This is a genomic window from Kineosporia rhizophila (assembly GCF_021277265.1).
In the GTDB taxonomy this organism is placed as follows: domain Bacteria; phylum Actinomycetota; class Actinomycetes; order Actinomycetales; family Kineosporiaceae; genus Kineosporia; species Kineosporia rhizophila.
Genome location: NZ_JAJSOH010000051.1, coordinates 1 through 23478, shown reverse-complemented (window position 1 = coordinate 23478; position 23478 = coordinate 1). Strand labels below are relative to the sequence as shown.

The following is a 23478-nucleotide window of genomic DNA, read 5'->3' as shown; positions in this document are numbered from 1 at the left end:
GTGGATGTGACGCCGGGTGGGGGCCTCCGTCCTGGAGGCCCCCACCCGGTTACCGCCTAGCTCAGGAGACTTCCTGGGCCTGCAGGAAGGCCTGGACGCCGTCCTTGTGCTGCAGGACCGAGATGTCCTTGGCCGTGGTGTCGCCGGTGGCCGGGTCGATCACGATCTCCTTACCGGTGGCCGACTCCTCGGCCGGGATCTTGATGCCCTCGCCCTCGAAGACCGCGTCGCGGACGCCCTTCTTGGTGCCGTCCGAGGCCTCGATCGCCTTGACGATCACCTGGACACCGGCCACACCGTAGAGGGCGTAGCTGGTGCGCGGGGCGAAACCGTACTCGGCCTCGAACTTCTCCAGCAGGTCGGCGGCCGCGCCACCCTGCTTCTCGAGCTCCTCGGTGGCCAGGCCGGCGAAGGTCGCGTACAGACCCTCGGCCTCGGGCTGCTTGTCCAGCGGCGGGTAACCGGTCCAGCCGTCCGGGGTCATCATCGGGATCGTGGCGTTGTCGCCGAGCACCGCGACCTTGTCCTTCAGCAGCTGACCACCGTTGAGGTCGTAGATGCCACCGACGTACAGGCAGTCCGGGTTGGTCGCCTTGATCTTCTGGAACAGGGCGGTGTAGTTCGGCGCCTTCTCGTCGTAGGCCTCGTTGGCGATGATCTCGATGCCTTCGGCCTTGGCGGCGTCCTCGAACGACTGCGCGATGCCCTGACCGTAGGTCTGGTTGTCGTTGAGGACGTAGCACTTCTTGACCTTCAGGGTCTCCGCGGCGAAAGCGGCCGCGGCGGTGCCCTGGACGTCGTCGGTGGTGACCACGCGAGCGAAGTTCTTCTTACCGCTCGGCGCGTACATCTCCGGCTCGCCCTCTTCCCAGGCCTTGGTCAGGCCGGGGTTGGTGGAGGCATGCGAGACCTGGAGCATCGGGCCGTTGGGGGCCTGGTTCAGCACCGGCGCCTGCAGCTTCGAGCAGCCGGAGTTGAACTCGCCCATGACGGCGACCTCGTTCTCCTCCTGCACGTGCTTCTGCGCGTTGGCGGTGCACGTCGCGTCGTCCCAGCTGCCCTTGGCGGCGGTCGAGTTGTCGTACGGCTTGAACTCGATCTTGTAGTCGCCGGCCTTGTTGCCGATCGACTCAAGGTAGATCTTGATCAGGTTGTTCGTGTCGGTCGAGGAGTCGGCCGAGGCGCCCTGCAGCGGCAGGTCACTGGAGATCACCAGGGTCTCGCCGCCACCGGAGCCGCTGCTCTCGTCGTCCGAACCGCCGCCACACGCCGCGATGCCGAGCGCCGCAACCGCGACGATGGCAAGTGCGCGAACCGGTTTCCCCATGTCCTACCTCTTCCCTACGGCCGGAGCCGAGCGCTCACGACTGGTGTTGGCCGGTGAAATTACCACTGTGATGTGACGTGGGAAGGGTGGTTGTTCTTGCGAAAGGTCAAGGCTCGGCAACGATTCTCGGGAAGATGACGTTTTCGCCGCATGTCGTTCGGCGAGAATCCGTTTCGCCCGATCTCATGTTTCCGGAATGTGTCCGGCTTGAGGTTTTGTTTGAGCTACCCGAAACACATTGTTTTATGACGCCGCAATGCCCGTTCGGGCGTGATCGCTGCGGCGGCGCGATTCATCCAATGAATTTACCCGCCCCAACGGGCGGGCAAAGCAAAGGGTCCCCGGGATCCGCAGATCCCGGGGACCAGATTAAAACGACACGTGTTGCCTTACTCGGTCACCACGTGTTCAGTGCTGTTGAATTTCTGCCACCCTGCGACGGGCGGTCAGGCGATTGCCTTAACGATCAGGCATCGGTGCCCGAGGCAATCACTGCCGAGGCCACTTCCTTCATCGTCAGGCGCTTGTCCATCGAGGTCTTCTGGATCCAGCGGAACGCCTCGGGCTCGCTCAGGCCGTACTTGGTCTGCAACAGGCCCTTGGCCCGGTCGACCAGCTTGCGGGTCTCGAACCGCTCGGCCAGGTCGGCCACCTCGGCCTCGAGGGCCGACAGCTCGGAGTGCCGGCTCGCCGCGATCTCCAGGGCGGGCACCAGGTCGGCCGCGGTGAACGGCTTGACCACGTAGGCCATCGCCCCGGCGTCCCGGGCGCGCTCGACCAGCTCGCGCTGGGAGAAGGCGGTGAGCAGCACGACCGGCGCGATCCGCGCGCCGACGATGCGCTCGGCCGCGGAGATGCCGTCCAGCACCGGCATCTTGATGTCCATCACGACCAGGTCGGGCTTGTGCTGCTCGGCGAGCTGCACGGCCTCCTCGCCGTTGCCGGCCTCGGCCACGACGTTGAAACCGTTCTCGCGGAGCATCTCGACGATGTCCAGCCGGATCAGGGCCTCGTCCTCGGCGACGAGGACGGTCCGCTCCTTGGTGGCCGCCGGCGCGGGGACGTGGGACGGTTCGGGCTCGGGCACGAGGAGGCCGGACCCGTCCGGAGTGGGTGCAGTGGAGGAGTCGCCAGCAGTCATGTGCTCAGGGTAGCTATCCGCGGGCCGCCGAGAGCAAGCAGGTGGGCAGCCTTCCGGCATGGTCAGCGTCACGTGGGCGGGCGGTACCGGGGCGTTCCCGACGGGGCCGCCGCGCGCGCTAAGCTCACCCGTGCGGCCTCAGGGCCGGCCGGCCGGGTTGGTGGAATGGCAGACACAGAGCACTCAAAATGCTCCGTCCGAGAGGGCGTGCGGGTTCGAATCCCGCACCCGGCACAAGCAGAAGGGCCCGCTCCCCCGACGGGGAGCGGGCCCTTGCGCGTCGGTCAGGCCTTGCCGGCCCGCACGTACGCCGGGGCGACACCGTTGACGGCGTCACCGATGCGGTGCACCCGCATGGCGTTCAGGGAGCCCGGGATGCCCGGAGGCGCCCCGGCGACGATGACCACCAGGTCACCCTCGGAGCACTTGCCGGACTTCATCAGCTCCTGGTCGACCTGCATCACCATCTCGTCGGTGTGCTCGACCACGTCGGTCAGGTACGTCTCGACGCCCCAGACCAGCGTGAGCTGGGCCCGCACGGCCGGGTCGGGGGTGAAGGCCAGCAGCGGGATCGCCGAGCGCAGCCGGGCCATCCGGCGCGCACTGTCACCCGACTGGGTGAACGTGACCAGGTACTTCACGCCCAGCAGCCGGCCGGCCGTGGCGGCCGCCAGGGTGACCGCACCACCGGTGGTGGAGGGCTGGGTGCCCAGCGGCGGGATCCGCTCCAGACCGTGGTCCTCGGTGCTGGTGATGATCCGGCTCATCGTCTGGACCGCCTCGAGGGCGTAGTTGCCCACGCTGGTCTCGCCGGACAGCATGACCGCGTCGGCGCCGTCGAGGACGGCGTTGGCGCAGTCGGACACCTCGGCCCGGGTCGGGCGCGGCATGTCGATCATCGACTCGAGCACCTGGGTGGCGACGATGACCGGCTTGGCGAGGCGGCGGGCCAGCGAGACGGCCTGCTTCTGGACGATCGGCACGTCCTCCAGGGGCAGCTCGACGCCCAGGTCGCCCCGGGCCACCATGATCGCGTCGGCGGCCCGGACGATCTCGTCCAGGTTGTCGATCGCCTGCGGCTTCTCGATCTTGGCGATGACCGGGAGCTTCACGCCCTCGTCGGCCATGATCCGGCGGACGTCCTCGATGTCGGAGCCACGCTGGACGAACGACAGGGCGATCATGTCGGCCCGCAGCTTCAGCGCCCAGCGCAGGTCGGCCTCGTCCTTGTCGGACAGGGCCGGCACGCTGACCGTGGTGCCGGGCAGGTTGATGCCCTTGTTGTTCGAGGCGGTACCGCCGACGACGACCTCGAGGACGACGTCGTTGCCCTTGACCTCGGTGACCTTCAGGGAGATCTTGCCGTCGTCGATCAGGACCGGGTCGCCGGCCTTCACGTCGCCGGGCAGGCCCTTGTAGGTGGTCGAGCAGCGGTTCACGTCACCCTGGATGTCGTCCGTGGTGATCGTGAAGGTGGCTCCGTTGACCAGCTCGACCGGGCCGTCGGCGAACCGGCCCAGGCGGATCTTGGGTCCCTGGAGATCGACCATGACACCGACCGCGCGGCCGGTGGCCTCGGCGGCAGCCCTGATCTCTGTGTACATCTTCTCGTGGTCCGCATACGAGCCGTGGCTGAGGTTCAGGCGGGCGATGTCCATCCCGGCCTCGACGAACTCAACCAGTCGGCCTTGCGTAGACGGGCCCATGGTGCAAACCATTTTGGCGCGGCGCATGTCACTGAGCTTAGCCCTGTACCCGGTGACGGCTTCATGCAGTGGTCACCCTCTTGCGGATGTCGCAAAGACCTTCATCCAGGTGTCACCGGATGGTGGACGAGCCCGGGCGTGTCGGTCCCGCACAGGTGCCCCACGAGCGTCCATCGGTGGATCTTCCGGACAGACCACGGCGCCTCCGGGACCCGATCGGGTCCCGGAGGCGCCGTGCCCAAGATCTCTTGTCAGACCTTGATCACACCGTCAGACCGTGAGCGGCCGGGCGGTCGGCGGGATCGCGGTGGGCAGCGTGGTGGAACCGGACAGCCAGGTGTCCACCGACGCGGCGCAGGAACGGCCCTCGGCGATCGCCCAGACGATCAGCGACTGGCCCCGGCCGGCGTCCCCGGCGACGAAGACCCCGGGCACGCTGCTCATGTACGAGTTGTCCCGGGCCACGTTGCCGCGCTGGTCCAGGTCGACGGCCAGCTGCTCGAGCAGGCCCTCCTTCTGCGGGCCGGTGAAGCCCATGGCCAGGAACACCAGCTGGGCCGGGATCTCCCGCTCGGTGCCCTCGACCGGGGCGAACCGGCCGTCCTTGAACTCGACCTCGACGAGCTTCAGCGCCCGCACCCGGCCGTCCTCGTCGCCGAGGAACTCCTGGGTGCTGATCGCGTAGACGCGCTCGCCGCCCTCCTCGTGCGCGGAGGCGACCTTGAACGTCATCGGGTAGGTCGGCCAGGGCTGGCTGGACGGACGCTCGTCGGACGGGCGCGGCATGATCTCCAGCTGGGTGACCGACCGGGCCCCCTGGCGCAGGGCGGTGCCGAGGCAGTCGGCGCCGGTGTCACCGCCACCGATGATCACGACGTCCTTGTCCTTGGCATCGATCTGGCCGGGCACCTCCTCGCCCAGGGCCGACCGGTTGGCCTGGGGCAGGTACTCCATGGCCTGGTGGATGCCGGCCAGCTCACGCCCGGGGGTGGGCAGGTCGCGGGCGGCGGTGGCCCCGATCGCCAGTACCACCGCGTCGTAGCGGTCGCGCAGCTGCTGCCCGGTGAGCTCGACACCGACGTCCACGCCGGGCCGGAAGCGAGTGCCCTCGGCCTCCATCTGCGCCAGCCGGCGGTCGACGTGGCGCTTCTCCATCTTGAACTCGGGGATGCCGTAACGCAGCAGGCCACCGATCTTGTCGGCGCGCTCGTAGACCGCCACCGTGTGGCCGGCCCGGGTGAGCTGCTGGGCCGCGGCCAGGCCGGAGGGACCCGAGCCGATCACCGCCACCGTCTTGCCGGTCAGGCGCTCGGGCGGCAGCGGCTGGACCCAGCCGGCCTCGAATGCCTTCTCGATCGTGGTGACCTCGACCTGCTTGATCGTCACCGGCGGCTGGTTGATGCCCAGCACGCAGGCCGACTCGCACGGCGCCGGGCACAGCTTCCCGGTGAACTCCGGGAAGTTGTTGGTGGCGTGCAGCCGCTCGATCGCCTCGTGCCAGTCGTCCCGCCAGACCAGGTCGTTCCACTCCGGGATCAGGTTCCCGAGCGGGCAGCCGTTGTGGCAGAACGGGACCCCGCAGTCCATGCAGCGCCCGGCCTGGCGCTGCAGCTGCGGCTTCTCGGTCGCCTCGTAGACCTCTTTCCAGTCCTTGAGACGGATCGGGACCGGCCGGCGGGCCGGGAGCTCACGCTGGCGGGTGTTGAGGAAACCCCTCGGGTCAGCCACGGGAAGCCTCCATGATTCGCGACCAGACCTCGTCGGAGTCGAGGTCGAGGCCTTCTGCCTCTGCTTGGGTACGGACCGACATGACACGTGCGTAGGCGCGCGGCAGGACCCGGGTGAACCGCGCCAGGGCGGCGTCCCAGTCCTGCAGCAACCGCCAGGCCACCGCCGACTCGGTCTCGTCGCGGTGCTTCTGCACCAGGGCGCGCAGCCGGTCCGCGTGCTCGCCCTCGACCGGGAGCAGGTCGACCAGCTCGGTGTTGACCCGGCTGGTGCGCAGGTCGAGCACGAACGCCTCACCGCCGGACATGCCGGCCGCGAAGTTGCGCCCGGTGCGGCCCAGGACCACCACCACACCACCGGTCATGTACTCGCAGCCGTGGTCGCCCACGCCCTCGGAGACCACAGTGGCGCCGGAGTTGCGCACGCAGAAGCGCTCGCCCACCTGGCCCCGCAGGAAGATCTCGCCGCTGGTGGCGCCGAACCCGATGACGTTGCCGGCCACGATGTTCTGCTCGGCCGAGAAGCTGGCCACCTTGTCCGGGCGGACCACCACCCGGCCGCCGGACAGGCCCTTGCCCACGTAGTCGTTGCCGTCACCGACCAGCCGCAGGGTGACCCCGCGGGGCAGGAAGGCGCCGAACGACTGGCCGGCCGAACCGGTCAGGGTGACGTCGATGGTGTCGTCGGGCAGACCGTGCTCACCGAACCGCTTCGTCACCTCGTGACCGAGCATGGTGCCGACGGTGCGGTTGACGTTGCGCACCGGCACCTCGAAGCGCACCTGCTCGGAGCGCTCCAGGGCGTCGGCGGCCAGCGAGATCAGGGTGTGGTCGAGCGCCTTCTCCAGACCGTGGTCCTGCACCGTGGTGCGGCGCCGGGACGGGCCGTAGGGCGCCTCGGGCACCGCCAGCATCGGGCTGATGTCAAGACCCGAGGCCTTCCAGTGCTGCACCGCGGCGGTGGTGTCGAGCGCCTCGACCGCACCGATCGCCTCGTCGAGCGAGCGGAAGCCGAGCGCCGCCAGGTGCTCGCGGACCTCCTCGGCGATGTACTCGAAGAAGGTCTCGACGAACTCCGGCTTGCCGCTGAAACGCGAACGCAGGTCCGGGTTCTGGGTGGCGATGCCGACCGGGCAGGTGTCCAGGTGACAGACCCGCATGAGGATGCAGCCGGAGACCACCAGGGGGGCGGTGGCGAAGCCGTACTCCTCGGCGCCCAGCAGGGCCGCGATCACCACGTCCCGGCCGGTCTTGAGCTGGCCGTCGGCCTGCACCACGATCCGGTCGCGCAGGCCGTTGAGCACCAGGGTCTGCTGGGTCTCGGCCAGGCCGAGCTCCCACGGGCCGCCGGCGTGCTTGAGGCTGGTCAGCGGGGCCGCACCGGTACCGCCGTCGTGCCCGGAGATCAGGACGACGTCGGCGTGCGCCTTGCTCACCCCGGCCGCGACCGTACCCACCCCGACCTCGGCCACCAGCTTGACGTGCACGCGGGCGGACGGGTTGGAGTTCTTCAGGTCGTGGATCAGCTGGGCGAGGTCCTCGATGGAGTAGATGTCGTGGTGCGGCGGCGGAGAGATCAGGCCGACACCCGGCGTGGAGTGCCGGGTCCGGGCCACCCAGGGGTAGACCTTCTCGCCCGGGAGCTGGCCGCCCTCACCGGGTTTGGCGCCCTGGGCCATCTTGATCTGGATGTCGTCGGCGTGGGTCAGGTACATGCTGGTCACGCCGAACCGGCCGGAGGCGACCTGCTTGATCGAGCTGCGCCGGGTGGGGTCGAGCAGACGCTCGACGTCCTCGCCGCCCTCACCGGTGTTCGACTTGCCGCCGATCCGGTTCATCGCGATCGCCAGGGTCTGGTGCGCCTCCTGGGAGATCGACCCGTAGGACATCGCACCGGTGGAGAACCGCTTGATGATCTCCGAGGCCGGCTCGACCTCCTCGATCGGAACGGCCTGGCGGTCGGTCTTGAACCGGAACAGGCCGCGCAGCGTCATCAGCCGCTCGGACTGCTCGTCGATCCGGGAGGTGTACTCCTTGAAGATGTCGAAACGCCGGTTGCGGGTGGCGTGCTGGAGCCGGAACACGGTGTCCGGGTTGAACAGGTGCTCCTCACCGTCCCGCCGCCACTGGTACTCGCCGCCGGTGGGCAGGCGCTTGTGCGGGCTGCGCTGACCGTCCGGCGGGTAGGCCATGGCGTGCCGGGCGGCGTTCTCCTCGGCCACCACGTCCAGGCCGATGCCGCCGAGCTGCGAGGTGACGCCGGCGAAGTAGGTGTCGACCAGTTCCTGCGAGAGGCCGATCGCCTCGAACACCTGGGCGCCGCGGTAGGAGGCGACGGTGGAGATGCCCATCTTGGACATCACCTTCAGCACCCCCTTGCCCAGGCCCTTGATCACGTTCTGGACGGCCTTCTCCGGGGTGACCCCGGTGACCACACCGTTACGGACCAGGTCCTCGGCGCTCTCCATGGCCAGGTACGGGTTCACCAGCTCGGCGCCGAAACCGATCAGCAGCGCCACGTGGTGCACCTCGCGCACGTCACCGGCCTCGACCACCAGGCCGATCTGGGTACGGGTCTTCTCCCGCACCATGTGCTGGTGCACGGCGCTGGTGAGCAGCAGCGAGGGGATCGGGGCGAGGTCGGCGGTGCTGTCGCGGTCGGACAGCACGATGAACCGCGCACCCTCGGCGACCATCGCCGAGGCCTCGGCGCAGATCTCGGCCAGCCGCTCGGCCAGGGCCTCGCCCCCGCCGTCGGCCCGGTACAGGCCGCGGATCGTGCCGGTGGCGTAGCCGGGCAGGTCACCGTCGTCGTTGACGTGCAGGATCTTGGCCAGCGCGTCGTTGTCGATCACCGGGGAGGGCAGCACCAGCTTGCGGCAGTGCGCCGGGGAGGCGGCCAGCAGGTTGCGCTCGGGGCCGATCGACACGCTCATCGCGGTGACCAGTTCTTCCCGGATCGCGTCCAGCGGCGGGTTGGTGACCTGGGCGAAGAGCTGGGTGAAGTAGTCGAACAGCAGCCGCGGACGCTTGGACAGCACGGCCACCGGGGTGTCGGTACCCATCGAACCGAGCGGCTCGGCGCCGCTCTTGGCCATCGGCGCGACGATGAGCTTGAGCTCCTCCTCGGTGAAGCCGAAGGTCTGCTGGCGCCGGGCGACCGACTTGTGGGTGTGCACGATGTGCTCACGCGGCGGCAGGTCGCTCAGCCGGATCCGGCCGGCGTGCAGCCACTCGTCGTACGGGTGCTGACCGGCGAGGGTGGTCTTGATCTCCTCGTCGTCGATGATCCGGCCGTGGTCGGTGTCGACCAGGAACATCTTGCCGGGCTGGACCCGGCCCTTCTTGACCACGGTGGCCGGGTCGAGGTCGAGCACGCCGGCCTCGGAGGCGAGCACCACCAGGCCGTCGTCGGTGACCCAGTAGCGGCCGGGACGCAGGCCGTTGCGGTCGAGCACGGCGCCGATCAGGGTGCCGTCGGTGAAGCAGACGTTGGCCGGGCCGTCCCACGGCTCCATGAACATGGAGTGGAACTCGTAGAACGCGCGGCGGGCCGGGTCCATCTCGGCGTGGTTCTCCCACGCCTCGGGGATCATCATCAGCACCGCGTGGGGCAGCGAACGACCACCCAGATGGAGCAGTTCCAGCACCTCGTCGAACGAGGCGGTGTCGCTGCCCTGCGGGTCGCAGACCGGGAACAGCTGCTCGAGGTCACCGGGGATGACGTCGCTGGCCAGGGCGCTCTCGCGGGCCCGCATCCAGTTGCGGTTGCCCTTCACCGTGTTGATCTCGCCGTTGTGCGCCATCATCCGGAACGGGTGCGCCAGCGGCCAGGACGGGAAGGTGTTGGTGGAGAACCGGGAGTGCACGATGGCCAGCTCGGTGCTGTAGCGCCGGTCGGACAGGTCCGGGAAGAAGGGCTCGAGCTGGCCGGTGGTCAGCATGCCCTTGTAGACGATGGTGCGGCAGGACAGCGAGGGGAAGTAGACCTCGGCCTCGATCTCGGCGCGCTTGCGCAGCCGGAACGCCCGGCGCTCGAGCGCCATGCCGACCACCCGACCGGGGGTGGAGGCCACGAAGATCTGCCGGAAGACCGGCTGGCAGGAGGCCGCCGCGGCGCCGACCAGACCCGGGGTGACCGGGACGTCGCGCCAGGCCAGGACGGCCAGGCCCTCCTCGGCGGCGATCCGCTCGATGACCGCCTCGGCGGCGGCCCGCTCGGCCTCGTCCTGCGGCAGGAAGCCGGTACCGACCGCGTAGCTGCCCTGCGGCGGGAGCTGCACCCCAAGGTCGTCGCGCAGCAGCTCACGGAAGAACGCGTCGGGGACCTGGGTGATGATGCCCGCGCCGTCGCCGGTGTCGACCTCGGCGCCGACGGCGCCGCGGTGGTCGAGGTTACGCAGCGCCGTGAGGGCGGCCTCGACGATGTCGTGACCGGGCTCGCCACGCATGGTGGCGACGAACGCGACACCACAGGCGTCGTGCTCGTTCGAGGCGTCGTACAGCCCCACCGGAGCGGGCTGGGCGGAGAACCGCCGATAGGGGGAGACCATGATCTGCACCTCGTGGTCGCTGGGGCTCTTCAAGCGTGGTGAACGACCCGGTGCCATGTCGATGATCACCGCGATGGGGCCGAAGAGGAACGCCCAGATGATCCGCGCAGGGGGACGCCTATGGCCCTCGGGTTGTCGACACTGTAACGGGTCGGTGTGGCATTTCGAAACCTTTGTGAAACCTGCGACTTCGTGGGATTTCCTGACCCGGCATCCCCCACCCACCTGGGGAGATGCCGGATCCGGGAGGTACCTGACGATCAATCGTGTTTCACGGCTGTTCCGCCGTAAGACGTTCGGTGCGGGGCCGGTGAAAGCGCGAGAAAATCCGGTCAGTCGCCGGTTTTCTTCGCTACCGCCTCGGCCTCGGGAACGGCACCCTTGCCGTTCTCGTCGACGTCCTTCGTGCCGCTGCCGGAACTCTCGCCCACCGCCGGGACCGGATCCGGTGCGGTGGCGGTCGGCTCGTCCTGCCCGCCGACCGCGGGTTCACGCCCGGGCCAGTACAGGGAGGAGTCACGACCGGGCCGCAGCCGGGACGAGATCAGCAGGTAGACGAGACCGCCGGTGAACAGCAGGACGGACGTCCACACGTTCAGTCTCAGACCAAGGATGTGGTTCGCCTCGTCGATGCGCAAGGTCTCGATGAAACCGCGTCCCAGGCAGTACGACATCACGTAGAGCGCGAACACCCGGCCGTGCCCCAGCCGGAAGCGGCGGTCGGCCCAGATGATGAAGAGCGCGGCCAGGACGTTCCAGAGCGCCTCGTACAGGAACGTGGGGTGGTAGTAGCCCTGCACGACCGGCTCGCCCATCGAGTCGCGGATCGCCCGGCCGGCCGAGTTGTCCCACTCGTAGATCTTCAGCGCGAACGGATTGCTCTCGTCCAGCGCCTTGCCGTAGAGCTCGTTGTTGAACCAGTTGCCCAGCCGGCCGAACGCCTGCGCGAACAGCAGCCCGGGGGCCAGCGCGTCACCGAACGGAGGAAGCCGGATTCCCCTGCGGCGGCAGGCGATCCAGGCACCGAGGGCCCCCAGGGCGACGGCCCCCCAGATGCCCAGGCCGCCCTCCCAGACGTACAGGGCCTTGACCGGGTCGCCGTTCTCGCCGAAATACTGCTGCGGAGAGGTGATCACGTGGTAGAGGCGACCCCCCACCACACCGAAAGGCACGGCCCAGGTGGCGATGTCGAGCACCACCGTCGGGTCGCCGCCCCGGGCCTTCCAGCGCACCTGGCAGGTCCAGATGGCCAGGCCGATCCCGATCAGGATGCTCAGCGCGTAGCCCCGCAGCGGGAGCGGGCCGAGATGCCAGACCCCCTGGTCCGGACTCGGGATCGCCGTCAGCAGTGCGGCGTTCATCCCGCTACCTCCTCGGTCGTGGGTCTACAAGTCGGCGGATCGCCCCGAACGGACGCCCTCGGCCAGTTTCGCAGAAAGCTCACCAACGGCGCGTACGCCCTCGGCCGGCGAGGAGGCCTCGGCCAGGGCCCGCACGAAGGCTGACCCGACGATCACCCCGTCGGCGAAACCGGCCACCTGGGCGGCCTGTTCGGCGTTCGAGACGCCCAGACCGACGCACAGCGGCAGGTCGGTGACGGCCCGGGTCCGGCGCACCAGGACCTCGGCCGCGTCGTTCACGCTGGAGCGCACCCCGGTGACGCCCATCGTCGAGGCCACGTAGACGAAACCCCGGCAGGCGGCGGCGGTCATCGCCAGCCGGCCGTCGGTGGACGACGGCGCGACCAGGAAGACCCGGTCCAGGCCGTGCTCGTCGGAGGCCTCGACCCACTCCCCCGCCTCTTCCGGGATCAGGTCGGGCGTGATCAGGCCCGCTCCCCCGGCGGCGGCCAGGTCGGCGGCCAGCTTCGGCACGCCGTAACGGTCGACCAGGTTCCAGTAGGACATCAGCAGCGCGGGGGCGCCGGCCTCGGCCACCGCCGCAGCGGCCTTGAGCGTGTCGCGCGGCCGGGCACCGGCAGCCAGGGACGCCTCGACGGCGTGCTGGATGACCGGGCCGTCCATCAGCGGATCGCTGTAGGGCACGCCGATCTCGACGATGTCGACGCCGTTCTCGACCATCGCCACCATCGCGGCGATCGAGGCGTCGTGGTCGGGGAAGCCCACCGGCAGGTAACCGATCAGGGCGGCCCGCCCCTCGGCCTTGGCCTGGGCGAGGACCGGTGCGACGCTGCTCACTTGCTGCCCTCGTTCTTCAGTTCGTCGGCGGCCACGACCCTTTCGGCCTCCGAGGCGACCAGGTCGTCCGAGGAGACCAGGCCGAACCAGCGGGCCGCGGTGTCCACGTCCTTGTCACCCCGGCCGGAGAGGTTGACCAGCACGATGCCCTCCGGCCCGAGCCGCCGGCCCTCACGGATCGCCCCGGCCAGGGCGTGCGAGCTCTCGATCGCCGGGATGATGCCCTCGGTGCGGCACAGCAGCTGGAAGGCCTCCATCGCGTCCGCGTCGGTGACCGGTTCGTAACGGGCCCGGCCGGACTCGGCCAGCCAGGCGTGCTCCGGGCCGACGCCCGGGTAGTCCAGCCCGGCCGAGATCGAGTGGCTCTCGATCGTCTGGCCGTCGTCGTCCTGCAGGATGAACGTCCGGTTGCCGTGCAGCACCCCGGCCGCACCACCGGTGATCGAGCTGGCGTGCCGGCCGGTCTCGATCCCGTCGCCGCCGGCCTCGAGGCCGAGCAGCCCGACCTGCGGGTCGTCGAGGAAGGCGTGGAAGATGCCGATCGCGTTGGAGCCGCCACCGACGCAGGCGGTGACCACGTCCGGCAGCCGGCCGGTGAGCTCGAGGACCTGGGCGCGGGCCTCCTCCCCGATGACCCGGTGGAACTCGCGCACCATGGTCGGGAACGGGTGCGGCCCGGCGACCGTGCCGAGCAGGTAGTGCGTGGTGTCGACGTTGGTGACCCAGTCACGCATCGCCTCGTTGATCGCGTCCTTCAGGGTCCGCGAACCGGCCGTGACCGGCACCACCTCGGCGCCGAGCAGGCGCATCCGGGCGACGTTGAGCGCCTGCCGCCGGGTGTCCTCCTCGCCCATGTAGATCACGCACTCCAGGCCCATCAGCGCGGCCGCGGTGGCGGTGGCCACGCCGTGCTGGCCGGCCCCGGTCTCGGCGATCACCCGCGGCTTGCCCATCCGCTTGGTGAGCAGAGCCTGGCCGAGCACGTTGTTGATCTTGTGCGAGCCGGTGTGGTTCAGGTCCTCGCGCTTGAGCAGGACCCGGGCGCCGCCCGCGTGCGCGGCGAACCGGGGAGCCTCGGTGAGGATGCTCGGCCGGCCCGAGTAGGTGCGGTGCAGCTGCTCGAGCTCGGCGATGAACGCCGGGTCGACCTGGGCGGCGGCGAACGCGGCGTCGAGCTCGTCCAGGGCGGCCACCAGGGCCTCCGGGACGAAGCGGCCGCCGAACCGGCCGAAGTAGGGGCCGACGGCGTCGCGCAGGCGCTCGCTGGTCGGCGTGGTGGGACCGGTGGTGTCCGTCATCGCTTTCAGTTCTCGCTGTTCTTAGGAGGAACGGCCGGCCCGCAGCGCGGGGTGCGAGCCCGCGGCGACCAGGTCGGCCACGGCTCCCCGCGGGTTGTTGCCGACCACCAGGCTCTCGCCGACCAGCACCGCGTGGGCACCGGAGCGGGCGTAGTCGAGCACGTCGTGCGGGCCGCGCACGCCGGACTCGGCGATCCGCACGATGCCCGAGGGGATCGTGGGGGCGAGCCGGGCGAAGGTGTTGCGGTCGACCTCGAGGGTCTTCAGGTTCCGGGCGTTGACCCCGATCACCGTGGCGCCCGCGTCCACCGCCCGCTTGACCTCTTCCTCGTCGTGCACCTCGACCAGCGGGGTCATGCCGACCGACTGGACCCGCTCGATCAGCGAGACCAGGGCCTCCTGCTCGAGTGCGGCGACGATCAGCAGGATGGCGTCGGCGCCGGTGGCCCGGGCCTCCCACACCTGGTAGCTGGTGAAGACGAAGTCCTTGCGCAGGACCGGCACGTCGACCGCGGCGCGGACGTTGGCCAGGTCTTCCAGGCTGCCGCCGAAGCGGTGCTTCTCGGTGAGCACGCTGATCACCGAGGCGCCGCCGGACTCGTACTCGGTGGCCAGGCCCGCCGGGTCGCCGATCTCGGCCAGGGAACCCTTGCTCGGGCTGGACCGTTTCACCTCGGCGATCACCTTGACGGTGTCGCCGTGCCGCAGCACCGACTCTGCCGGTTTCGCCGAGGGCAGCTGGGCGGCCCGTTCCTGGAGCTTCTCCAGCGGCGTGGCGGCCTGGCGTTCTTCCAGGTCAGCTCTGACCCCGACGAGGATCTCATCGAGCACAGTCACACAAGGCTCCTCGTCAAATCGCTCGTCACGCGGTGGTGTCAACCCGTCGATGGTACCGATGCCCGGAGGGTGCTCCGTCCCCTACGGTGCGCATGGACCCGCAGGTCCCGGCCCCGGAGGTTGTGCTATGGAGCGAGTACTTCGAGCCCCGGAAGGTTCCGTAGCACCGCGAAGAGGATAAGCCCGAGCGCCAGGAGGGTCAGCGGCCACACCCGGGTACCAGAAGGTAGGCGCCCGTTCGGGAGGGCTGGGGAGGGAGGCGGGGGCGTCGGGACGGTGGGACTCGGGGTCCGGGGTCGCAGGGCCCGGGCTGCGGGGACAGGAGCTTCTGGGAAGGGGGATTCCGGGGCACTGGCCTGGTGCGTGCAGGTTTTCGGGGTGCTGGATTCTGGTGCGTGAGTGTCTGGAGGGCGGGCTTCCCGGGTGCCGGGTTCCCGGACACCCATATCCCCGGAGCCAGATTCTGGGGCACCAACATTCTGGGAGCCCGATTCCGGGGGGCCCGCTTCCCGGAAGCCTGGTTCCAGGGCACTCACATCCCAGGAGCCGGATTTTGGGGCACCAACATCCCGGGAGCCAGGTTTCAAGGCACCAACATTCTGAGAGCCAGATTCCGGGGGCCCCGCTTCCCGGAGGCCAGGTTCCAGGGCACCCACATCCCGGGAGTCAGGCGCCGAGCTCCCCACATCCCAGGCGCCAGTTTCCGGGGCGCCCACATTCTGAGAGCCAGACTCCTGGGCACCCACATCCCGCAAGCCAGTTTCCAGAGCACCCACATCCCGGGAGCCAGGCACCGAGCTCCCCACATCCCAGGCGTCAGTTTCCGGGACACCCACATTCTGAGAGCCAGACTCCAGAGCACCTACATCCTCGGAGCCAGACTCCGGGGCACCCACTTCTCGGAAGCCAGTTTCCAGAGCACCCACATCCCGGGAGCCAGGCACCGACCTCCCCACATCCCAGGCGCCAGTCTCCGGGACACCCACATCCCGCAAGCCAGGTTCCTGGACACCCACATCCCGGGTGCCAGGCACCGAACTCCCCACATCCCGGGAGCCGGGTTCCACTGCGCCCACATCCCGGGTGCCGGCTGGCGGGGAGGCCGTTTCCGGGGGGCCCGCTTCCCGGGGGGCTGTTCTCGGGGTGCGCAGGAACCAGCGGAACCAGAGGACGACGGCGACCGGCACCGCGAGGGTGACGACGAGGTTCGAGGATGCCGCCGCGAGCAGGTCGCCCCGGGTCAGGTGGTGGATGGCCCGCAGACCGCCGCAGCCCGGGCAGTACCAGCCGGTCAGGGCCAGGATCGGGCAGCCCGGGTAGTGGCCCGGCTCGGACGGGTCCACGGCGGCCAGGTAGCCGGTGGCGGCGGCCAGGACGGCGGCCACGGCGAGGGGGCGGGCCCGGGGGTGAGCTGGGCCCTGGAGGTGGGTCAGGGCTCGTGGGTGAGGCAGGGCCCTGGGGCGGGTCTTCGGCCGGGCCAGGGCCGCGTACGGCTGGGGGTGGGCGGGGGCGCTGTTTGCCCGGGGTTCCTGGCGTGCCTCGTCAGCTTGGTGTGCGGGCGGGTCTGCGGGCGGGTTCACGTCCATCGGCACGGACCCGCCCCGCAGAGCTCCTTCACCGGGTTCAGACCTTGATCACCACGGTCTTGGCGGCCATGTCGTGCCAGCCCTGGCGGCGGCCGCTGGAGTCGAAGAACGGCGAGAGGTAGACCACCAGCTGGCCGATGCCGCAGACGAAGCTGCCGACGAACGGCACGAGCCAGCGCAGGATGGCCGGCACCCAGCCGGGGACCCGGCCGTCCTCGGTGCGGACGATGCGGATGCCCAGGATCATCTTGCCCGGCGTGGCGCCGCGTAGGGCCACGAAGCCGATCTGGTACGCCAGCGAGCCGACGAAGGCCAGGCCCCAGAACGTCATGTAGGCGGCCGAGGCGAGCAGGGTGTCCGGGTTCTCGAGGTCGCTGCCGGAGGCCATCAGGCCGAAGCAGATCACCCCGAGCAGGGCGCCGGCGACGCCCAGGATGAGGCCGTCGAGCAGGAACGCGCCGAGGCGGCGGCCCATGCTGGAGAACTCGATGTTGGCCGGGATGCCGCCGCCCATCGGGTTGCCGTAGGGCTGCTGGCCGAACGAACCGTAGGCGGGCTGCTGGCCGTAGGGGTTGTCGCCGTAGGCGGGCTGCTGCCCGTACTGCGGCTGCCCCTGGCCGTACTGACCCTGCCCGTACTGGCCCTGGCCGTACTGCTGCGCGGGCGAACCGGGCTCGGGCTGCTGGCCGTAGGAGGACGAGCCCTGCCCGTACTGGTCACCACCAGAGCCGGACTGCCCGTACGAGGACTGGGACTGACCGTAAGGCGGCTGACTCTGCCCGGACGAGGGCTGCCCCTGGCCGTAGGCCGACGAACCCTGGCCGTACTGGTCGCCACCGGAGCCGGACTGGCCATACGAGGACTGGGACTGACCATAAGGCGGCTGACTCTGTCCCGACGAGGACTGCCCCTGACCGTAGGCAGACGAACCCTGCCCGTACTGGTCACCACCAGAGCCGGACTGGCCATACGAGGACTGGGACTGACCGTAAGGCGGCTGATTCTGCCCAGACGAGGACTGCCCCTGACCGTAGGAGGATGAACCCTGGCCGTACTGGCTGTCACCCGAACCGGACTGGCCCTGGCCGTACGAAGACTGCGCCTGACCGTACGGCGGCTGGCTCTGGCCGTAGGTCGGACCGCTCTGGCCGTAGGTAGGCCCGCTCTGCCCGTACTGCGACTGGCCGTAGCTGCCCTGACTCGTCTGACCCGTCTGACCCGTCTGGCCCGTCTGGTCGGGCTGACCCGGCTGCCTGGACGCGGACTGACGGCCGTCCTGCTCGTCCGGCCCGTGCTCGCCCTCTCTTCGCGGGTCGCGGGGCGGGGTGGAGCCGTACTCCGACATGGTCACCTCAAGGTCGCTACGGGTCTGGGGGGCACTTGGCCGGAACGGAGGCTACCGGCGCGTTGCCGCCCGGCAAGTGACCGGCCACCGCCCCCGGAACGACTGCTGCCGGGGCGGCCGGCCGGGTTCTCACCGGGCCTCTACCCCGGCCAACGCGTCACGGGGGCCGGTGGTGCCCTCAGTGGGTGGAGCGCTGCGCGCCGAAACCCATCGCGCCGAGGACCTTGCCGGTGACCGGGCCGGCCACGACGGCCACCACGGCGCCGACGACGAACAACCAGAGCATGTCCCAGCCGATCGCGACGGCGATGGTCATGAGCAGAGCCCCGAACATCACGACCGTGACCGAGACCCAGGCGGCGACCGAGTGGCCGTGCCCGTACGGGTCGTGGAAGTCCTGCTCCGGAGGCTTCGGGTGTTCTTTCGTGCCCGCCATTGCGTCCCCTTTCGAACGGCCCACATTCTGTCGGCTGATTCAGCCGGGCCTGCAGGGACGATATCGGTTCACCGGCCGCCCGTCGCGGCACACCCCCTGGCCGGCGGTCAGGGGGTGTGCCGGGGTGGCTCAGCTGCGGTCGGACCCGTTCGGGGCCGGGTCCGACGTCAGGTCCTCGCCGCGGTTCTGCGCGTCCCAGACGTCCGCGGAACTGGACCATCCACCGACGGCCGGGCGCCCCTCGTCCTCGATCGGGCTCTTGGTCGCCTCCCGCTCGAACCGCTTCCCGCCCACCGGCCAGGACCGGCTGCCGAGTACCCCGAGCAGCCCGGCCAGGACGATCACCAGGGCGCCGGCGACGTAGATCCAGCCCCAGCCGTTCAGGCTGGTGGTGAAGGTGAAGCCGTCGACGAAGTCGCCGCCGCCGAGGCTGAGCGTGTCGCGCACGGCGTTCCCGGCGGCCTCGTCGGGCTTGCTGAGGGTGGCCACCCCGCTGTAGGCCAGCGCCGCCCCCGCAACGAGCACGCCGAAGGGGATGAGGAAACGCACGACCCGGCCGGCAATGGTCAGAACCAGTGAGGCGGCGGCCACGGCGAGCGCCACCGCCGTGCCGGCCGGGGCCGCCGTGGCCCCGCTGATCTCCAGGTCACCGAACGAGGCCAGGTTGACCACCTGGACGGTGCCCCAGGGGCGGGAGACCCCCAGCAGGATCAGACCGGCACCGAGCAGCCCGGTCATCACCACCGTGCGACGTCCGGTGAGGCTCGCCCAACGGGAGCCCGCCGACGCAGAGGCGGGGTGGGCGCTCACTGGCGCCCCCCGTCCATTGTTTGGTTCTCTTCGGCGACCTCACGGATGGTGGCGGCCACCGCCACTGCGCGCAGGACCGCAGCGGCCTTGTTCCGGCACTCCTGGTCCTCGCTCTCCGGCACCGAGTCGGCCACGATGCCCGCGCCGGCCTGTACGTGAGCCACCCCCTCACGCAGCAGCGCCGTACGGATGGCGATCGCGAAGTCCATGTCCCCGGCCACGTCGAGGTAGCCCACGACGCCTCCGTAGAGGCCGCGCCGGACCGGCTCGAGCTCGTCGATCAGTTGCATCGCGCGGGGCTTCGGAGCGCCGGAGAGGGTGCCCGCCGGGAAGGTGGCGCGCAGGACGTCGTACGCGCTGTTCCCCTCCGCGATCCGGCCCTCCACGGTGGAGACCAGGTGCATGACGTGGCTGTAGCGCTCGACCTCCATGAAGTCGACCACCTCGACGCTGCCTGCGACGCAGACCTTCTGCAGGTCGTTGCGGGCCAGGTCGACCAGCATCAGGTGCTCGGCGCGTTCCTTGGCGTCTCCCAGCAGGTCCTCGGCCAGGTCGTTGTCCTCACCGGCGGTGGCGCCCCGGGGACGGGTCCCGGCGATCGGGTGCGTGATCGCCCGGCCGTCGGTGACCTTGACCAGCGCCTCCGGGCTGGAACCGACCACCGCCAGTTCACGGCCGGCCGCGTCCTCGGTGCGGTAGAGGTACATGTAGGGGCTGGGGTTGGAGGCCCGCAGCACCCGGTACACGTCGATCGCGTCGGCCGGGCAGTCCAGGTCGAAGCGCTGCGAGAGCACCACCTGGAACACCTCGCCGTCGACGATGCCGCGCTTGCCCTGCAGGACCGAGGCGATGTAGTCGTCGCGCCGGCTGCGCTCGCGGGGCTTCAGGTCGGTCGGCGCGGGGGCGTGCACGGCGACTGTGCTCGGCGCGGGCTCGGCCAGCTGACGGGTCATCCGGTCGAGCCGGGAAACGGCGTCGGCCCAGGCCTCGTCGACCCGCTCGTCGGTCCCGTCGTAGTTCACCGCGTTGGCGATCAGCAGCAGCGTGCCGTCGGAGTGGTCGAGCACGGCCAGGTCGGTGGCCAGGCTCATGGCCAGTTCCGGCACCTCGAGCTCGTCCTGCGGCGGGTTGGGCAGCTTCTCCCAGCGACGCACCGCTTCCCAGCCGACGTAGCCCACCATTCCCCCGGTCAGCGGAGGCAGGCCCGGCAGGCGGGGGGCCCGCAGTGCCTCCACCGTGTCGCGCAGGGCGGCCAGCGGGTCTCCCCCGGTCGGGACGCCCACCGGCGGGTCACCGATCCAGTGCGCCACCCCGTCGCGGGCGGTCAGCGTGGCCCGGCTCGCGGCACCGACGATGCTGTAGCGCGACCAGACCCCGCCGTGCTCGGCGGACTCCAGCAGGAAGGTGCCGGACCGGTTGCCGGCCAGCTTGCGGTAGACGCCGATCGGGGTCTCGCCGTCGGCCAGGAACCGGCGCACCACCGGGATGACACGGCGGTCGGCGGCCAGACGCCGGAAGCCGTCGAGGTCCGGCCAGGTGCCGCCGAAGCCCAGGTCGGTGGGGACGGTCTCCTGAGTGTCTTCGGCCGGGCTGGTCACGCTCACGCGGGGGACTCCTCGGTCTGGTTGTTCGGCGGGGTGAGCACGGGGCCGGTGACCGCGTCCAGCCGGTCGGCGTCGAAGCAGGTGCGGTCGCCGGTGTGGCAGGCGGCGCCGACCTGGTCGACGGTCACCAGCAGGGCGTCGCCGTCGCAGTCCAGTGCCACCGACTTCACCCACTGCACGTGGCCGGAGGTGTCGCCCTTGCGCCAGTACTCCTGGCGGCTGCGGCTCCAGAAGGTGACCCGGCCGGAGGTCAGCGTGCGATGCAGAGCCTCGTCGTCCATCCAGCCGACCATCAGCACCTCGCGGGTGTCCCACTGCTGGACCACGGCGCTGACCAGGTTGTCGGCGTTGCGGCGCAGTCTCGCGGCCAGGGCGGGCTCCAGCGGGGAGCCGGCGGAAGGATCTACTGGGGTCGCACTCACCGGCCAATAGTGGCATCGCCGGGGTGCAGGCCGTGTGGCCCCACCCCTGACTTGGGCTCGAAGGACTGCCGTTACCTGTCTACACAGGCGTTTCACACCTCGTTAGCGTGCGCGACCCCCTGCGTTCACTGAATGATGGGGTTATGCCCACTCTGCTTCACATTGGCGCTCCCAAGACCGGGACCACGGCGATCCAGGCCTCCCTGGAGGATCTGAAGAGCCGCTCGCCCGGCGGTCTGGAGGCGTTCGGGCTGAGCATGCCCGGGACTCCGCTGGAACAGGCCCGGGCCGCCCTCGGAGTGCTCGGCCAGGGTGTGGGCTGGCAGGCCGGTGAACGCGCACACAGCGATCGGCACTGGCGGCGGCTGCTGGCCCAGGCCGCACCAGGGCTGCGCTTCGTGTCCAGTGAGTACTTGTGCGAGGCGACGCCGGAGGTCGCCGACCGGATCGTGGCCGACCTGGGTGGGCGGGGCCAGGTGCGGGTGGTGCTGACCCTGCGGCCGCTGACCCGGATCATGCCGTCGGCCTGGCAGCAGTACCTGAAGAGCGGTCACCAGCTGGACTACGCGCAGTGGTGCTCGGCGATGCTCGCGTCACCACCGAAGCGGGGTGTCACACCCTCGTTCTGGCGGCGTCACGACCAGGGGGCGGTGCTCCAGCGCTGGACCGAGGCGGCCGGTGCCGAGAACCTCACCACGGTGGTGCTCGACCCGGCCGACCGGGGCCTGCTGATGCGGACTTTCGACGATCTCCTGCACCTTCCGGCGGGGACGCTCACCGGGGTGCGGGGTGGGCGGCAGAACCGGTCGATGTCGGCGGCCGAGACCGAGTTGTTCCGTCGGCTGAACGTGCAACTGCGCGAGCGCGACTTCCCCTGGAGGGAGTACGCCGACCTGGTCCGCTACGGCTCGGTCCTGCGGACCGTGGAGCTCATGCCTTCCGACGAGGAGGCCGCCGTTCACACCCCGGAATGGGCGGTGGAGCGCGCGGTCTCGCTGGCCCAGGGCTACCGGGACACGATCAGTGCCCTGGAGCGGGAAGGAATGACGGTGATCGGGGACGCGGACCTGCTGACCGAGGCCTACGCCGGTGCTCCGCAGGCTGCCCCGGCCCCTGGCCTGGTGCCGGTGGACACAGCGGTGCAGGCAATTCTCGGGGTGGTCTCGAGGGCCAGCAGCGGCAACGCCTTCTTCCCGGACGAGGTGGCACGCGGCATCGGCGAGCAGGACGGGCTGCCCGGTTCGGCCCGGTCGCAGAAGGAGTTGGCCCGGGTAGAGGATCTCTCGGCCCGCGAGATCAGCGAGGTGCTGGCCGGGCGACTGCGCAAGGGTGTGCAACGCCGCTATCGCAAGCAGCGGCGTCGGCTGCAGCGCATCGCGGACCGGCACGCCGTCTCCCTGCCACGGGCCCGGGACCGCAGTGGGGACGAGGTCTTGCACACGGCCGCCGCGGATACACCGGATCAGTTCGGCTGACCGGGTTCGGCGGGCTGTCCTTGGCTGGTTCTTGGGTGTGGAGAACTACCCTCGGTGTGGTGGGGCCGGTCTGCGAGTGCTTCGGTGTGGCGGGTGGTTTCGGTTGCCGGGCCTGATAGGTGGCCTGGCACGCAGGGTGGCTCGCGGTGGCGGCTTGGCTGGGCCGCGGGCGCTCAGGGGTCGGCCGCGGTCGACGACTGGCTGGCGGGGGCGGGCATGGGACTGGCTCAGCGATTGCCGGTGACGGGTAGGGCGGACTCGTTCCGCGGTCGCCGGTGACAAGCAGGGCGGACTGGCTCATCGATCGCCGGTGACAAGCACGCCGAACCGGCACAGCGATCGCCGGAGGCAGGCCGGGCGGGCGGGTTCGGTGGTCGCCAACTGGCGGCTCCACGTGTAAATAGAGTCTCGCCCTGGCTTCACCTGGCCGACGCGGCCTTCGTGATGAGGATGGCCGAGACGATCTGTCTGCTGGATAGGGGACTTTCTTTACGCATAGTCCGAGCATCTTCCAGCCCGTCGGTCGGACGGCTTGCCCAAGCTCAGTCTTGGGTCGGTCGCCCGCACTTCTTGGTCGGCGCCGTCCCGGCGTGCGGTCTTCTGAAGGAGAAGTGATCGTCCGGCCCCTCCCCAGTGCCCCCGTTCCTGGCCTTCGCCACCAGGGCCGGGCAAGGAGACGCCGCGCTGACGTCAGCTACCTGGACCGGCCGGCGCCCCCAGATCGGCCCAGCCCACCGGGGGCTGGTCTGGGGTCGGTCGGGCCGGGGTGGGGTTGGGTCGGTCGGGCCCGGGTGGGATCAGTCGGGCCGGGGTAGCTGGGCGGGTCGGTTGAGGCCGGCCGGGTGGGAACGGGCCGGTTGAGGCCGGCCGGCTGGAACGAACTAGTTGGGTGGGCCGGTTGGGTGGGCCGCCCGGGTGAGTGGGGCAGGGCAGGCCGGTTGAGCAGGGCGGGCCGGTTGAGGCCGACCCGGTGGGAACGGGCCGGCTGAGGCCGGCCGGGTGGGAACGGGCCG

Annotated in this window: 16 protein-coding genes and 1 tRNA gene; 2 read left to right on the top strand and 15 right to left on the bottom strand. The window is 70.3% G+C overall.

What is annotated here, in order from left to right:
• Positions 1-61 precede the first annotated feature (61 nt).
• Positions 62-1327, bottom strand: a complete 1266-nt coding sequence (locus LWF15_RS34750) for a branched-chain amino acid ABC transporter substrate-binding protein (protein WP_232815256.1) — start codon at positions 1325-1327, stop codon at positions 62-64.
• A gap of 466 nt (positions 1328-1793) precedes the next feature.
• Positions 1794-2468, bottom strand: a complete 675-nt coding sequence (locus LWF15_RS34745; RefSeq protein ID WP_232815255.1) for an ANTAR domain-containing response regulator — start codon at positions 2466-2468, stop codon at positions 1794-1796.
• A 151-nt stretch (positions 2469-2619) separates the two neighbouring features.
• On the opposite strand from LWF15_RS34745, the gene LWF15_RS34740 reads away from it, so the two are divergent.
• Positions 2620-2702, top strand: a tRNA-Leu gene (locus LWF15_RS34740).
• 50 nt (positions 2703-2752) lie between these two features.
• On the opposite strand, the gene pyk is transcribed toward LWF15_RS34740, so the two are convergent.
• From pyk to hisI, 13 genes are all read right to left on the bottom strand, one after another.
• Entirely contained in the window at positions 2753-4201 is a 1449-nt protein-coding gene (pyk, locus tag LWF15_RS34735; RefSeq protein ID WP_269811349.1) for a pyruvate kinase, read from the bottom strand.
• Between the two features lie 243 nt (positions 4202-4444).
• Entirely contained in the window at positions 4445-5902 is a 1458-nt protein-coding gene (locus LWF15_RS34730; protein WP_232815253.1) for a glutamate synthase subunit beta, read from the bottom strand.
• A complete protein-coding gene (gene gltB / locus LWF15_RS34725) occupies positions 5895-10454 on the bottom strand; it encodes a glutamate synthase large subunit (RefSeq protein ID WP_232815252.1) in 4560 nt (1519 codons plus the stop codon). Before gltB ends, LWF15_RS34730 begins: the two co-directional genes overlap by 8 nt.
• A gap of 332 nt (positions 10455-10786) precedes the next feature.
• Positions 10787-11815 carry a prolipoprotein diacylglyceryl transferase gene (lgt, locus tag LWF15_RS34720; protein WP_232815251.1) on the bottom strand — a complete coding sequence of 343 codons (1029 nt, stop codon included), beginning with the start codon at positions 11813-11815 and terminating at the stop codon, positions 10787-10789.
• A gap of 24 nt (positions 11816-11839) precedes the next feature.
• Positions 11840-12652: a tryptophan synthase subunit alpha gene (gene trpA, locus LWF15_RS34715; RefSeq protein WP_232815250.1), complete on the bottom strand. Its 813-nt coding sequence runs from the start codon at positions 12650-12652 to the stop codon at positions 11840-11842.
• Complete coding sequence (gene trpB, locus LWF15_RS34710; RefSeq protein WP_232815249.1) at positions 12649-13950, bottom strand: tryptophan synthase subunit beta; 1302 nt, start codon at positions 13948-13950, stop codon at positions 12649-12651. The genes trpA and trpB overlap by 4 nt, the downstream gene beginning before the upstream one ends.
• A gap of 21 nt (positions 13951-13971) precedes the next feature.
• A complete protein-coding gene (gene trpC, locus LWF15_RS34705; protein ID WP_232815248.1) occupies positions 13972-14787 on the bottom strand; it encodes an indole-3-glycerol phosphate synthase TrpC in 816 nt (271 codons plus the stop codon).
• Positions 14788-14912: 125 nt separating this feature from the next.
• Complete coding sequence (locus LWF15_RS38330) at positions 14913-16373, bottom strand: DUF2752 domain-containing protein (RefSeq protein ID WP_408624636.1); 1461 nt, start codon at positions 16371-16373, stop codon at positions 14913-14915.
• A gap of 37 nt (positions 16374-16410) precedes the next feature.
• Positions 16411-17718 carry an RDD family protein gene (locus LWF15_RS34700; RefSeq protein ID WP_232815263.1) on the bottom strand — a complete coding sequence of 436 codons (1308 nt, stop codon included), beginning with the start codon at positions 17716-17718 and terminating at the stop codon, positions 16411-16413.
• A gap of 178 nt (positions 17719-17896) precedes the next feature.
• Positions 17897-18154 (bottom strand): HGxxPAAW family protein, encoded by a 258-nt coding sequence (locus LWF15_RS34695; RefSeq protein WP_232815247.1) that lies wholly within the window; start codon positions 18152-18154, stop codon positions 17897-17899.
• Between the two features lie 129 nt (positions 18155-18283).
• Positions 18284-18964, bottom strand: coding sequence for a Trp biosynthesis-associated membrane protein (locus tag LWF15_RS34690; protein WP_232815246.1), 681 nt, complete (start codon positions 18962-18964; stop codon positions 18284-18286).
• On the bottom strand, positions 18961-20568 hold the full coding sequence (locus tag LWF15_RS34685) for an anthranilate synthase component I (RefSeq protein WP_232815245.1): 1608 nt from the start codon (positions 20566-20568) through the stop codon (positions 18961-18963). Before LWF15_RS34685 ends, LWF15_RS34690 begins: the two co-directional genes overlap by 4 nt.
• Positions 20565-20990 (bottom strand): phosphoribosyl-AMP cyclohydrolase, encoded by a 426-nt coding sequence (gene hisI / locus LWF15_RS34680; protein WP_232815244.1) that lies wholly within the window; start codon positions 20988-20990, stop codon positions 20565-20567. Before hisI ends, LWF15_RS34685 begins: the two co-directional genes overlap by 4 nt.
• A 143-nt stretch (positions 20991-21133) precedes the next feature.
• Between hisI and LWF15_RS34675 the strand changes: the two genes are divergently transcribed.
• Entirely contained in the window at positions 21134-22465 is a 1332-nt protein-coding gene (locus LWF15_RS34675) for a hypothetical protein (RefSeq protein WP_232815243.1), read from the top strand.
• Positions 22466-23478 lie beyond the last annotated feature (1013 nt).

What these genes read in the sequence shown, in the direction of transcription:
- LWF15_RS34750 (WP_232815256.1), bottom strand. Translation starts at nt 1,327, where the DNA reads ATGGGGAAACCGGTTCGCGCACTTGCCATCGTCGCGGTTGCGGCGCTC.
- LWF15_RS34745 (WP_232815255.1), bottom strand. Translation starts at nt 2,468, where the DNA reads ATGACTGCTGGCGACTCCTCCACTGCACCCACTCCGGACGGGTCCGGC.
- pyk (WP_269811349.1), bottom strand. Translation starts at nt 4,201, where the DNA reads ATGCGCCGCGCCAAAATGGTTTGCACCATGGGCCCGTCTACGCAAGGC.
- gltB (WP_232815252.1), bottom strand. Translation starts at nt 10,454, where the DNA reads ATGGTCTCCCCCTATCGGCGGTTCTCCGCCCAGCCCGCTCCGGTGGGG.
- lgt (WP_232815251.1), bottom strand. Translation starts at nt 11,815, where the DNA reads ATGAACGCCGCACTGCTGACGGCGATCCCGAGTCCGGACCAGGGGGTC.
- trpB (WP_232815249.1), bottom strand. Translation starts at nt 13,950, where the DNA reads ATGACGGACACCACCGGTCCCACCACGCCGACCAGCGAGCGCCTGCGC.
- LWF15_RS38330 (WP_408624636.1), bottom strand. Translation starts at nt 16,373, where the DNA reads ATGGACGTGAACCCGCCCGCAGACCCGCCCGCACACCAAGCTGACGAG.
- LWF15_RS34700 (WP_232815263.1), bottom strand. Translation starts at nt 17,718, where the DNA reads ATGTCGGAGTACGGCTCCACCCCGCCCCGCGACCCGCGAAGAGAGGGC.
- LWF15_RS34695 (WP_232815247.1), bottom strand. Translation starts at nt 18,154, where the DNA reads ATGGCGGGCACGAAAGAACACCCGAAGCCTCCGGAGCAGGACTTCCAC.
- LWF15_RS34675 (WP_232815243.1), top strand. Translation starts at nt 21,134, where the DNA reads ATGCCCACTCTGCTTCACATTGGCGCTCCCAAGACCGGGACCACGGCG.